Source organism: Pantoea phytobeneficialis, assembly GCF_009728735.1.
Classification (GTDB): Bacteria; Pseudomonadota; Gammaproteobacteria; order Enterobacterales; family Enterobacteriaceae; genus Pantoea; species Pantoea phytobeneficialis.
The window spans coordinates 3,013,823-3,026,303 of sequence record NZ_CP024636.1; the positions used below are offsets into that span (position 1 = coordinate 3,013,823).

Annotated in this window: 12 protein-coding genes; 8 read left to right on the forward strand and 4 right to left on the reverse strand. The window is 53.3% G+C overall.

Annotated features, from left to right (window positions below):
• Positions 1–17: 17 nt before the first annotated feature.
• Both CTZ24_RS13990 and CTZ24_RS13995 read left to right on the forward strand, forming a co-directional pair.
• A complete protein-coding gene (locus CTZ24_RS13990) occupies positions 18–1,178 on the forward strand; it encodes a T6SS effector phospholipase Tle3 domain-containing protein (protein ID WP_437180278.1) in 1,161 nt (386 codons plus the stop codon).
• Between the two features lie 2 nt (positions 1,179–1,180).
• Positions 1,181–1,924 (forward strand): T6SS immunity protein Tli3 family protein, encoded by a 744-nt coding sequence (locus tag CTZ24_RS13995; protein ID WP_208725560.1) that lies wholly within the window; start codon positions 1,181–1,183, stop codon positions 1,922–1,924.
• Positions 1,925–2,042: 118 nt separating this feature from the next.
• Here the strand turns inward: CTZ24_RS13995 and purN are convergent, their stop codons facing one another.
• Both purN and purM read right to left on the reverse strand, forming a co-directional pair.
• Positions 2,043–2,681, reverse strand: coding sequence for a phosphoribosylglycinamide formyltransferase (purN, locus tag CTZ24_RS14000; RefSeq protein WP_208723835.1), 639 nt, complete (start codon positions 2,679–2,681; stop codon positions 2,043–2,045).
• A complete protein-coding gene (purM, locus tag CTZ24_RS14005; RefSeq protein WP_013510051.1) occupies positions 2,678–3,718 on the reverse strand; it encodes a phosphoribosylformylglycinamidine cyclo-ligase in 1,041 nt (346 codons plus the stop codon). Before purM ends, purN begins: the two co-directional genes overlap by 4 nt.
• Before the next feature lie 241 nt (positions 3,719–3,959).
• Between purM and upp the strand changes: the two genes are divergently transcribed.
• The 3 genes from upp (at position 3,960) to hda (ending at position 6,736) form a co-directional block, all read left to right on the forward strand.
• Positions 3,960–4,586: a uracil phosphoribosyltransferase gene (upp, locus tag CTZ24_RS14010; RefSeq protein ID WP_021184323.1), complete on the forward strand. Its 627-nt coding sequence runs from the start codon at positions 3,960–3,962 to the stop codon at positions 4,584–4,586.
• A gap of 71 nt (positions 4,587–4,657) precedes the next feature.
• Positions 4,658–5,941, forward strand: coding sequence for a uracil permease (gene uraA / locus CTZ24_RS14015; protein WP_208723836.1), 1,284 nt, complete (start codon positions 4,658–4,660; stop codon positions 5,939–5,941).
• Between the two features lie 87 nt (positions 5,942–6,028).
• Entirely contained in the window at positions 6,029–6,736 is a 708-nt protein-coding gene (hda, locus tag CTZ24_RS14020; RefSeq protein WP_021184321.1) for a DnaA inactivator Hda, read from the forward strand.
• Here hda and arsC read toward each other — a convergent pair.
• The gene (gene arsC, locus CTZ24_RS14025) at positions 6,733–7,080 is read right to left on the reverse strand and encodes an arsenate reductase (glutaredoxin) (RefSeq protein WP_208723837.1); all 348 of its coding nucleotides are present in this window, start codon (positions 7,078–7,080) and stop codon (positions 6,733–6,735) included. The two genes, hda and arsC, sit on opposite strands and share 4 nt — an antisense overlap.
• 2 nt (positions 7,081–7,082) lie before the next feature.
• Positions 7,083–8,549 (reverse strand): beta-barrel assembly-enhancing protease, encoded by a 1,467-nt coding sequence (gene bepA / locus CTZ24_RS14030; protein ID WP_021184319.1) that lies wholly within the window; start codon positions 8,547–8,549, stop codon positions 7,083–7,085.
• Between the two features lie 706 nt (positions 8,550–9,255).
• Here bepA and CTZ24_RS14035 point away from each other — a divergent pair.
• From CTZ24_RS14035 to CTZ24_RS14045, 3 genes are all read left to right on the forward strand, one after another.
• Positions 9,256–9,861: a DsrE family protein gene (locus tag CTZ24_RS14035; protein WP_036626447.1), complete on the forward strand. Its 606-nt coding sequence runs from the start codon at positions 9,256–9,258 to the stop codon at positions 9,859–9,861.
• Positions 9,862–9,895: 34 nt separating this feature from the next.
• Positions 9,896–10,504, forward strand: coding sequence for a DsrE family protein (locus tag CTZ24_RS14040; protein ID WP_208723838.1), 609 nt, complete (start codon positions 9,896–9,898; stop codon positions 10,502–10,504).
• A gap of 372 nt (positions 10,505–10,876) precedes the next feature.
• A complete protein-coding gene (locus tag CTZ24_RS14045; RefSeq protein ID WP_208723839.1) occupies positions 10,877–12,469 on the forward strand; it encodes a sensor domain-containing diguanylate cyclase in 1,593 nt (530 codons plus the stop codon).
• Positions 12,470–12,481 lie beyond the last annotated feature (12 nt).

Here is a 12,481-nt window from a genome sequence, read left to right on the forward strand (position 1 = left end):
GTAACTTTTGTCGGCTGATGGCGACTAACCCCAAATATGATCCTGCCGGGCGCTATCACCCGGACTTTGTGCAGGCGATGATGAACGACGGTACGCTGGCGCGCAAACACCAGTGGCACAGCGACCCGCGCTACGGCCGCAACAATTATGGTCGGGTGTACAACTACTTCTGCCCGGACGATGGCATCGTGTCGCTCCAGAGCGTGCAGGGTTTTGGCTGGCGAGGGATCCCTGACCAGTTAGCCGCCGGGATGGAGAACCTTTACCAGCGGGCGTTTTGCCAGCGCTATACCACCGGAGGCAACCCGACGGGTCAGCCGTTTGAGAAACCNGCCTGGCAAGAAGGAGATTTCCGCTATGACGGTTGGGCCACCAACGCGACCTATCCGCATCACAGCGGTGTAACTATCAATGCCGAAGCGCTGCCACAGGTGTTTGAACTGACCATGATGGGCAGCAGCAATGAAGGGGAGATGAAGTTTAAAACCGGTATTGCGGGAGAGGATCGCTATATCGATTATTCCGCCCGAGCCCACGAGGGCGTATGGCAGGTAAAAGAAACCCGGCCGGTGCTGGAGCTACACGCCTATTTTATGCAACCGGGGCATGTACTCACTGAAAATGAATTGAGTGCGGTGAATTATTATTACAAAACGCAGTTTACCGGCGGCCGGGTTATTGGTTCTCAGCAGCGTATGGAATATCGGTTGTTGCGGAACAAAACCGACCAGGAAATTGAAGAGATGGCGAAATATGGTGACCCGGTCAAATTCAGTCAGCACTCGGCCATTGTGATGGATCCGAATGTACAGGAAAAAGCGGTGGCGTATGACCTGGCGATTGGTAACTGTATGGCGTTTGAGGATCCGGAATTCTGGCTACGGCTGAGAAAGCTGGCCGACTGGCGGCATAAGTATAATCCGGATGAGGATACTAAGACTTATTACAAATCTGGCGAGTTGTCCCAAAAGAAAACGAAGCGTTTCATGAATAAGCCCAATGATGTTTTACCAAAAGGTGAATTTGGCGTCGTTAATGAATACCATCCCGCAACCAAAATTGATCCGGCTCGACCTGGAGAATTTCATCATAAAGAGATCCCGTTACCTCAGTGGGATATGCCGGAACCGGCCAGTCATTATGATATCCCCTCCACCGGCCAAAAAATGGTGTTTTAATGATGCTGAAATATATAAAAGGATTTACATCAACGATAGTGGTTGTTGCTTTGTTCATGATTAGCGGATGTCAGCACAACTTGTTAAAACCACGCCAGAAACCGGTACAGGTAGTGTACCGGTTTGATGACCACCGCTGGCTGGAGCTGAAAGGTTATAATTGTGAGGGAGAACTTTGGTTCGTGGATCAGCAACGAGGCATTCGGAGCGAAATATGGTCTCAGTTTTACCGAATTTTTACCAAACCCTATATTAATGCCTCTGAACGATATATAGCGGTTCCTAACTGGGGTGAAGCAGGATTTGTGGTTTCCAAAGACTACGGAAAAACCTGGCAAAATGCGTCAATTAAAGGTGAAGAGGACAATGGTTCTAATGCACCTAAATATGATGACATTGTCTCTGCCACGATTATCAACGACCAGGGGTTTCTGCTGACCAGACAGGGCCGTATTTATATGTCTTCTCACCCTTTCGATGACCCGCGTCTGCAACCCGGCGGAACAGGTGTGGATTATGTTGTGGAGTTCAGGGGAAGAAAAATACCGCACCATATCGATGCCATACGTCCGGCTGAAGGCCTGGATACATCATTATGGGGCCGTGAATATATCGATCCGCGCATTTTACATCGCTCGGTAAACCAGTATTACACCAACTTCCAGAACCTGCCGGACCGGATACCTGAAGTCAAAAATTATCAGGGCTGGACGCATATGAAATGCGACCTGAATGCCGGGCTATGAATGTCGCTGCGCCATTTTCGCGGCACAAAAAACAAGCGCGATAAATCGCGCCGCTACGGAGGGTTGCAAATACGGTAGCGGCGCGATTTATCGCGCGAAGCCAGTATTGAATCTGAGATCAATCGTGAGCGTAGCCCTGCGGTGGCAGCGGTTGATCATCCAGCCAGGCCGCACCCTCGCGCATCTGCAAACGTCCTTCCACAAACCAGCTAATCACCAGCGGATAGATGGCGTGTTCCTGGTGCTGCACGCGGGCGGTAACATCCTCTTCCGTATCATCGGCAAACACCGGTACGCGCGCCTGTAAAATAATCGGCCCGCCATCCAGTTCATCGGTGACGAAATGCACCGAAGTACCATGCTCTGCGTCGCCATTATCCAGTGCCTGCCGATGGGTATGCAGACCGGGATATTTTGGCAACAGGGAAGGGTGGATATTGACCAGACGGTCATGATAATGCGCGACAAATGCCTGGCTGAGGATACGCATATATCCCGCCAGCACCACCAAATCAGGGGCGTAAGCATCAATCTCCTGCATCAGCTGGCGATCAAAGGCCTCACGGTCAGCGAATTGACTGGCAGCCAGCGCATGAGTCGGCACACCGGCTTCCTGCGCACGGGTTAAACCCAACGCTGAGGATTTATTACTGAAAACGGCAGCCACGCTGCCGTTAATACGCCCGCTTGCGCAGGCGTCAAGGATGGACTGAAGATTGCTGCCGTTGCCGGAGATCAGTACAACCAGTTTTTTCATGGGTTGATAACCACACGCTCTTCAGAATCAGACGCTTTGATCACACCAATCTTCCACGCCTGCTCACCTGCGTCAGTCATCAGCTGTACCGCTTTATCAGCTTCGGCTGCGCTCAGCGCAATCACCATGCCCACGCCACAGTTAAAGGTGCGGTACATTTCGTGACGGCTAACATTACCGGCCTGCTGCAACCAGTTGAACACTGCCGGCCACTGCCAGCTGCTTTCTTCCAGCACCGCCTGAGTGTTATCCGGCAGTACGCGCGGAATGTTTTCCCAGAAGCCACCACCGGTCAGGTGCGCAATGGCGTGCACATCAACCTGTTCGATCAGGCTCAGGATGTTTTTCACGTAAATGCGGGTCGGTGCCAGCAGATGATCGGCCAGCGGTTTGCCTTCCAGCTGTTTGGTTTCCGGGTTAGTCTGGCTGACTTCCAGGATCTTACGTACCAGCGAGTAACCGTTAGAGTGCGGGCCACTGGAACCCAGCGCGATCAGAACATCGCCATCCTGCACTTTCGAGCCGTCGATGATCTCTGATTTTTCCACCACGCCGACGCAGAAACCCGCCACGTCGTAATCTTCGCCGTGATACATGCCAGGCATCTCTGCGGTTTCACCGCCAACCAGCGCACAGCCTGATTGCAAACAACCTTCAGCGATACCGGTGATCACCGAGGAAGCGGTGTCGACATCCAGTTTGCCGGTGGCATAGTAGTCGAGGAAGAACAGCGGCTCAGCGCCTTGCACCACCAGATCGTTCACGCACATCGCCACCAGATCGATACCGATGCTGTCATGGCGCTTAAGATCCATCGCCAGACGCAGCTTGGTGCCGACGCCGTCGGTGCCGGAGACCAGCACTGGCTCGCGGTATTTCTGCGGCAGCGCACAAAGCGCGCCAAAGCCCCCCAGTCCACCCATCACTTCCGGGCGGCGGGTCTTTTTCACTACGCCTTTAATGCGGTCAACCAGAGCGTTACCTGCGTCAATATCAACACCGGCGTCTTTGTAGCTGAGAGAGGTCTTGTCGGTCACTGCGGAATCCCCACGCGAGTTGCGGTTGGTGGTTAAAATAAAGCGGCGTAATTCTACCAGCGCAGGCAAACGTTTGCGAGTCCCATCTCACGCCCCCTTTGCACGGCACCGCTTTTTCGCTAATCCTTAATCTCAGATGGTGGAAGGCGTTGTATTGACCAATGACATATGGCGCAGCAGGAAAAAGGCGGTATAATCCCGCGATTTTTTTTTAGCTCAACTCAATTCCGGGAGAACAATCATGAAGATCGTGGAAGTCAAACACCCGCTGGTCAAACATAAACTGGGCCTGATGCGTGAGCATGATGTCAGTACTAAACGCTTCCGCGAACTGGCGTCAGAAGTTGGCAGCCTGCTGACTTATGAAGCCACTGCCGACCTGGCAACCGAGCGCGTTACGATTGAAGGCTGGAATGGCCCGGTAGAAATCGAACAAATCAAAGGCAAAAAAATTACCGTCGTACCGATTCTGCGTGCCGGTCTGGGCATGATGGAAGGCGTGCTGGAACATGTACCGAGCGCGCGTATCAGCGTGGTCGGCGTTTACCGTGATGAAGAGACGCTGGAACCGGTACCGTACTTCCAGAAACTGGTTTCCAACATCGAAGAGCGCATGGCGCTGGTGGTGGATCCGATGCTGGCAACCGGCGGCTCGATGATCGCGACTATCGACCTGCTGAAAAAAGCCGGTTGTAACAGCATCAAGGTGCTGGTGCTGGTGGCGGCACCGGAAGGTATTGCCGCGCTGGAAAAAGCGCATCCGGACGTTGAACTCTATACCGCTTCAATCGACAAAGGCCTGAACGAGAAGGGATACATTATTCCTGGTCTCGGCGATGCCGGCGACAAGATTTTCGGAACCAAATAAATAAAGCAGCCGGCCAGAGAGTCGGCTTTTTTTTGGCAAAAATGCACCACACAACTCAAGGGGATCACTGAATGACTCGTCGCGCCATCGGCGTTAGCGAACGACCGCCGCTACTCAAAACCATTCCACTCAGTCTGCAACATCTGTTCGCCATGTTTGGCGCAACCGTGCTGGTGCCGATTTTGTTTCACATCAACCCGGCCACGGTGCTGCTGTTTAACGGGGTAGGGACGCTGCTGTATCTCTTCATCTGTAAAGGGAAAATCCCGGCTTATCTCGGCTCCAGCTTCGCCTTTATTTCTCCGGTCCTGCTGCTGTTACCGTTGGGCTATGAAGTCGCGTTGGGCGGCTTCATCCTCTGCGGTTTCCTGTTCTGTGTTGTTGCCCTGATAGTGAAAAAGGCGGGCACCGGCTGGCTGGACGTGATGTTCCCGCCTGCGGCAATGGGTGCGATTGTGGCGGTTATCGGCCTTGAGCTGGCGGGCGTGGCGGCCAATATGGCTGGTTTGCTGCCTGCTGAGGGCACCTCACCTGATGGCACCACCGTGTTTATTTCGCTGGTGACGCTGGGTGTTACCGTGTTTGGCTCCGTGCTGTTCCGTGGCTTCTTTGCCATTATCCCGATTCTGATTGGTGTGCTGGTTGGCTACGCGCTTTCTTCTTTTATGGGCATCGTAAACTGGGCGTCGGTTGAGAATGCGCCGTGGTTTGCACTGCCGACGTTCTATACGCCACGTTTTGAGTGGGCGGCGATGTTGACCATTCTGCCTGCGGCGCTGGTGGTGATCGCCGAGCACGTTGGTCACCTGGTGGTGACGGCGAATATCGTGAAAAAAGATCTGATCCGCGATCCGGGCCTGCATCGTTCCATGTTCGCCAACGGCCTTTCCACCATGATCTCCGGTTTCTTTGGTTCAACCCCCAACACCACCTACGGTGAGAACATTGGCGTCATGGCGATCACCCGTGTCTACAGCACCTGGGTGATCGGCGGGGCGGCAATCCTGGCGATTCTGCTCTCCTGCGTCGGCAAACTGGCCGCCGCGATTCAGGCGATTCCGGTGCCGGTGATGGGTGGCGTGTCACTGCTGCTGTACGGGGTGATCGGTGCTTCAGGTATTCGTGTGCTGATTGAATCCAAAGTGGATTACAACAAAGCGCAGAATCTGATCCTCACTTCGGTGATCCTGATCATCGGCGTCAGCGGTGCCAAAGTGCATATCGGTGCCGCCGAGCTGAAAGGTATGGCGCTGGCGACCATTGTTGGCGTGGCACTCAGCCTGATCTTCCGCGTAATTAGCTTGTTACGTCCGGAAGAAGTGGTTCTGGATGCTGAAGAGCAACGCGAACCCTAAGCGCGTTTGCCGGGCAGGGAAGCCCGGTTCATCTCTGGCGAGGATCGTGATAGACTTGCCCCGTTTTCTGCCCGTTCATACGCTGAGGTGCTTCTGAACACGCCGGCACAGCTTTCACTGCCACTTTACTTACCTGATGACGAAACCTTTGCCAGCTTTTGGCCTGGGGAAAATCCGTCCCTGTTAGCTGCACTTCAGGGGGCGCTGGTGCAACAACACGGCAGCTATCTCTATTTCTGGTCGCGCGAAGGTGGTGGCCGCAGCCATCTGCTGCACGCTGCTTGTGCCGAAATGTCGGCACGCGGTGAAGCGGTCGGCTATGTCCCACTGGACAAACGCACCTGGTTCGTACCGGAAGTGCTGGAAGGGATGGAGCATCTGGCACTGGTGTGCATCGATAATATCGAGTGCATCGCCGGGGACGCCGAGTGGGAGATGGCGATCTTTGATCTCTATAACCGCATTCTGGAAATCGGCAAAACCCGTCTGTTGATCACCGGCGATCGCCCGCCGCGCCAGCTCAATCTCGGGTTGCCGGATCTGGCATCACGTCTCGACTGGGGCCAGATTTACCGTTTACAGCCATTGTCGGATGACGACAAGTTGCAGGCGATGCAATTGCGTGCCGGGATCCGCGGCTTTGAATTGCCGGAGGATGTCGGGCGTTTCCTGTTGAAACGCCTCGACCGCGAAATGCGTACTCTGTTTGAAACCCTGGATCGACTGGATCGCGCCTCCATCAGCGCGCAGCGTAAACTCACCATTCCCTTTGTTAAAGAAGCGCTGGGGCTTTAAATAATCTCCAGCACCGCTTCGGGCGGGCGGCCAAGGCGCGCCTGTTCACCGTTGATCACAATCGGGCGCTCGATCAGTTTGGGATGCTCAACCAGCGCCTGAATCAGCTGATCCTCGCTAAGACCGGGTTCAGCTAACCCCAGCGATTTATACTGATCTTCTTTGCGGCGCATCAGCTCGCGTGCACTCGTCATACCCAGTTTTTTCAGCAACGCTTTCAGCGTTTGCGCATCAGGCGGTGTTTCCAGATACAGCACCACTTCCGGCTGCACTCCCTGCTGTTGCAGCAGCGCCAGCGTCTCGCGGCTCTTGCTGCAACGTGGATTATGATAAATGGTCACCATGATTAAGATCCTTTTTGATACTGTTGGAAGCGTTTTTGCAGCTCTCTAAATTGATCAATGCGCGCGTCATAACGCGCCTGTTTCAGGCTACCGAGCGGCACCTGGGCGCTGGCGCTGCTAAGCGCTCTGATCGCCTGATCCATCTGACCATTTAACGCCAGGCCCTCCGCGCGTGCCGACAACTCCTCATCTTGTAAACCCTGGGCTGCCGATGCCTGCGCCAGCAGATCCCAGCCGTTAGGATCGTTGGGATTCGACCAGGTATAACGATGAAGAATACGGCTGGCATTGGCCGGTTGTTTGGCTTCGACATAGGCATTGGCGAGGTTGAGCTGAATTACCGGATTGCTGTTGCTGCCCTTGGCGCTGCTCAACATCTTGATGGCCTGTTGTGGCTGATTCAGACCGATGTCGATGTCGCTCATGATATCGAGAAACCAGACATTATCCGGTTGTTTAGTCAGCATCGGGGAGATGATTTTCTTCGCGTTTTCAAAGCTTTTCGCCTGCAAAAACTGCACCGCTTTGCCGTATTGTGAAGCCTGCTGTTCGCGGGTATTGCCCTTGGCGTATTGATCGAGCAGGTCATCTGTCAGTTGGTTTTGACCGGTGGAATACATGCCAAGTGCGCGTACCTTCGCCATATAAAAATCCTGCGATGATTGCACCACCACCGGTCGCATCTGGTTCGCGCGGTTGCGCGCATCCGCCAGGCGGCTATCGGGCAGGGGGTGAGTCAGCAGAATTTCCGGGGGTTTGGAAGAGAAGCGGCTCTGGTCAGCCAGTTTTTGCAGGAAATTTGGCATCGCCTGGGGATCAAACCCGGCACGCTGCAACACCTGAATGCCGATGCGATCGGCCTCCTGTTCATTCGCTTGCGTAAAGCTGATCATACCCTGTTGGGTCCCGGCGAGGGTGCCCATTAACCCGGCCATACCCGCTTGCGGGTTAGCAATAGCCAGCAGAATCGAGCCAAGCGCGCCGACCCAGGTCAGCGGTGCGTTGCGTTTTTGCTCTTCCATCGCACGCGCCAGATGGCGCTGGGTGACGTGCGAAATTTCATGCGCCATCACCGATGCCAGCTGGCTTTCGTTATCGGTAAAGCGGAACAACGCCGAGTGCAGCACCACGTTGCCACCGAAGAAGGCGAAGGCGTTCAGCTCATCATTCTGGATCAGATAAAAATGAAACGGTGTACGCACCGAATCGGCGTGCGCCACCAGCCGCTGTCCGAGTTGATTGATATATTGATTTAACAGCGGATCGTTGATCAGTGGTGCACTGGCCCGCAGTTGTCGTACATAGAAATCACCAATCTGTAATTCCTGGTTAATCGACAGCGTTGCGCCTGCCGTGGTGCCAATATCGGGCAGAGAGTCGCTCACGTCAGCCCTGACGCTCAGCACAGGTGTGAGAAGCAGCGCAGGAATAAGGGCTGCCAGCGCTGATTTTTTCAACCGGTTAAACATGCCTTGATCCTGTAAAAAGTGTCCGGAAATTGGACCGTTAAGTGGTGCAAATGTTCTGTAAAGCCACTCAGTTAACGCCCATTCGTAGCGGCGCGATTTATCGCGCAGTTTTGAAAGACGCGCGATAAATCGCGCCGCTACGAATGTTGGGATGATTGTTTATCTTAACCACCCGCAGCATACAAGCAAGCAAAGCAGGGGGATGTGATGAATGCAAAATGTTGCTGTTGTCTGTTGATAAAAGCAGCAAAAATTTGAATAAAGCGACCTGGACGCCAGCAGGCTGTTTTCGGTTGGCTCAGATTAAAGATTGGTAAAGTTACTCAAAATTATTGAACCTGGCATAAGTTTTTCCAGGTTTTCTCTGAAAAACAAGCTATCTAAGCCCGAACTGGCCCATTTTATCCATCGACATTCTTTATCATGCCACAAAAGGTTAAATGCGGCACTGTACATTAAGACGGCCATATTTTAAGTCGGTGTTTGTCATGACAATCCCTGTTACCGGCAAAACTTCCGACCAGCTATTTTTCAACTCCTCGCTCAGGCTCCATCAAGGTTGTTATTCAATTAGTCTCGCTAATTATTTTTCCTGCAAGTAAACCGTGCGCGGGCAGTAAATCCGCCTGCTTTAGGCGTTGTCCTGGTGTGGTATAGATAACGTACTTTGTTCAAACGGACTTTCCATGCCTGCCGGAGTATCTCTATGCGTACTGCTGTCTCCTGGGCCCTGATCGCGATTGTTGGGGGTTTTGTCGGTGCTGTCGTCAGCAGAAGCGATGACATCTATCAACGTGTAATGAACCACTTTTCTGCTCCACCAGCGGACCCGGAAGGTTTCTGGAGTACCCCAGGTATCGAAGGGTACGGCAAGATCCATTACGAAGCCGATGCCGCTTTTAAACCTGTGCCTGGACTGAGCAACAAGATCGTCTTTCAGCTCACTAAAAACGAAGGTGATATTGCCCGGCCTAATCTCGGCCTTGAGCGCGTAGCAAGGGTGGTTAATCTCTACATCGCCTCGGGCGTACCGGCCGATCAGCTGCATTTTGTGGTATCGGTCACCGGAGATGCCACCCCGGCGATGCTGGATAACACGCATTTCAAACAATTTTATGGCACCGATAACCCCAATCTGCCGCTGATTGCGGAGTTGAACAAGCAAGGGGTAAAGGTGTCGGTGTGCGATCAGTCGGTGGCGTTTCATCATTATCCCAATGACTGGATCGATAAATCGGTGATTCACGCGCTCTCCAGCCCGACCACGGTGTCGACGCTGCAAAATCAGGGTTATGCGTGGTTGCAAATGTAAACAGGCATTTTGATGATGGTTGAGGAGAAGTGAAATGCGTCCAGCGACATACATTGTTGTGGCAGCACTGGCCGGTTTTGTTGGCGGCAATGTGCTCCAGATTCCCGATATGGTCAATAAATTCAGCGACCGCTTTGCGGATAAGAAAACCGAACCGGCCGATTTCTGGAGCACGCCAGCAATCGCGGGTTACGGCAAGATCCACTTTGTTGACACGCCTGCATACAATCCGGCCAGCACGCCTGGTTTAAGCAATAAAATCGTGTTCCAGATTAACCGCAGTGAGGGGGATATTCGCCAGCCAAATCTCGGGCTGGAGCGGGTGGCACGGGTAACGAATCTTTATTACGCTGCCGGTGTGCCGTTGGAGCAACTGAACTTTGTGGTGTCGATCAATAGCGATGCAGTCCCCGCAGCGCTGAACAATGAACAGTTCCGCAAAGCCTACGGCGTGGATAACCCTAACCTGAAGTTAATCAGCGAACTGGAAAAAGCCGGGGTCAAGGTATCGATTTGCGATCAGTCGGTGGCTTTCCATCAACTGGAGCGTGAATGGATTGACCCGATGGTGACGCATACCCTCTCCAGCGGCACCACCGTGGCGACGCTGCAAAACGAAGGTTATGCCTTCCTGATGCTGTAATTTTCCCCAGACGGCAGCATGCGCTGCTGTCATCTTGTTCGTTCTTCAGCGGGTTGACTCAAGTTGCTGACCCCGATTTGCTACAACTGCACGTCGGAATGGGCTAACTGGGGCACCCAGTCGAAAGCCATCGCGAAATTTTGTGCGATTGACGATTATCCCGGACCGTTTCCCTTTTACGATATAAACGGATTAATTGACTAATTAGCGCCAGATAAAAGCAAAAGAATTGGGGTGTCGGCAGGATGCTTAGTGCTCAAATTGGGTTGTGGGTGTACAATTCTCCGTTACCTCACCAGGGTAAGTACGTCCAACAATAACAAGACTGCCAGGCACACCAATGATGAACAGACTCCTGATGGCGGGTGCGCCATGTTAACGCGCATCTGGCCTAAAACTGATCTGCGCACGCTAATCATGCTGCTGGCGATCACCAGTATTGTTATCACGCTCGCTAATGCGTTGTACGCAACATGGCGGGTGCAACGCATGGTCCTGATCGAAAGCACCCTCGAAGCCAATCGCGCTTATGCCACCAAACTGGCTTCCACCACTGAAGTCTTCTTTCAACTGGCTGAATCACAGTTGCACTACAGCGCGACAAAACTGGGCAATGATTTTGATAACTCTGAGTTGGCTCAGGGAGAGGTGAATCGCCTGCGCGAGCAAACCAACAGCTTCAACTCGGTGGCGATAGTCGATACCGATGGCGTAGTGAAAGCCATTTCACCGGAATCGATGATGTTAAAAGGTATGCATCTCACCAGTCAGGCATCGCGTGAAGCCCTGGCGAAACGCCAACCTATGGTCAGTAAACCGACGCTTTCGGTAGCGAATAACCTGATTGTGTTTGTTTCCTGGCCAATCTGGAGCAACGATGGACGCTATCTGGGCTACATTGGCGGCACGATTTATCTGAAAAAGAAAAGTATTCTCAATGCGTTACTCGGCGAGCAGTTTTATCGCGATGGCACGCATGTCTATGTATTGGATCGTAATGACCAGGTGCTGTATCACCAGAACAGTCAACTGATTGGTAAAACGGTACCGGGGATTATCAGTGACCAGGAGCGTCAGAATCGGACTAACGGTTCATTGCAATTGATGGATGAAGAGACATCGAAGTTGGCCGGTTATGCGATTGTGCCCACCACCGGCTGGATGGTGGTAGCGCTGAAACCGACCGACGTGACGCTGGCACCGCTCTCCGGCCTGTTGTTGAAAGTGTTGAAAAACTCGGTGCCTTTTGCGTTGTTAACCCTGCTGGCGGCAGTCATTCTTTCGCGTCTGATTGCCTTACCGCTGTGGCAATTGGCGCGTAAGGCCAGCCAGATGGATACCCAAAGCGTGTCCGGTGAGATCAATGGTATCCGCGCCTGGTACTTTGAAGCCGCGCAGGTTAAACGCGCGATGCTGACCGGTATCGGTCTGGTGCAGGATAAAATCGGACGGCTGAAATCCGAAGTCCAGACCGATCCGATGACAAATTTGCTTAACCGACGCGGCCTCGGTGCGGTGCTGGATTACTTCCTTGCCATGCGTCAGCCGTTTGCAGTGCTGGCGCTGGATATTGATCACTTCAAACGGGTCAACGACAACTTTGGTCATGACGTGGGTGACGAGGTGATCAAAAAAGTGGCGCAGGCGTTGCGAAGCAGTGCTCGTCAGACCGATGTGGTTTGTCGTAATGGCGGCGAAGAGTTTTTGATGTTGCTGCCGGGGACTGCGCCGGAAGAGGCGAGAATCATCGCCGAAAGGTTGCGTCAAAGCATTGCTGATAGCTGGATTGATGCGGTGGGGAATATCACCATCTCGGTGGGTATCGCGCTGTGGCAGCCGGACAACGGCTCACAGGAGCAGAGCCTGAAACAGGCCGATGCGGCCTTGTATCAGGCGAAAAATGCCGGACGAAATTGTGTGATGCTGGCCGGGCAGGATGCGCTGGTCAGTAGTATTACGCGTTAAAGAGACATTATG

Excerpts from the sequence above, each read along its gene's own strand:
- CTZ24_RS13995 (WP_208725560.1), top strand. The coding sequence starts at position 1,181 with ATGCTGAAATATATAAAAGGATTTACATCAACGATAGTGGTTGTTGCT.
- purN (WP_208723835.1), bottom strand. The coding sequence starts at position 2,681 with ATGAAAAAACTGGTTGTACTGATCTCCGGCAACGGCAGCAATCTTCAG.
- upp (WP_021184323.1), top strand. The coding sequence starts at position 3,960 with ATGAAGATCGTGGAAGTCAAACACCCGCTGGTCAAACATAAACTGGGC.
- uraA (WP_208723836.1), top strand. The coding sequence starts at position 4,658 with ATGACTCGTCGCGCCATCGGCGTTAGCGAACGACCGCCGCTACTCAAA.
- arsC (WP_208723837.1), bottom strand. The coding sequence starts at position 7,080 with ATGGTGACCATTTATCATAATCCACGTTGCAGCAAGAGCCGCGAGACG.
- bepA (WP_021184319.1), bottom strand. The coding sequence starts at position 8,549 with ATGTTTAACCGGTTGAAAAAATCAGCGCTGGCAGCCCTTATTCCTGCG.
- CTZ24_RS14035 (WP_036626447.1), top strand. The coding sequence starts at position 9,256 with ATGCGTACTGCTGTCTCCTGGGCCCTGATCGCGATTGTTGGGGGTTTT.
- CTZ24_RS14040 (WP_208723838.1), top strand. The coding sequence starts at position 9,896 with ATGCGTCCAGCGACATACATTGTTGTGGCAGCACTGGCCGGTTTTGTT.
- CTZ24_RS14045 (WP_208723839.1), top strand. The coding sequence starts at position 10,877 with ATGTTAACGCGCATCTGGCCTAAAACTGATCTGCGCACGCTAATCATG.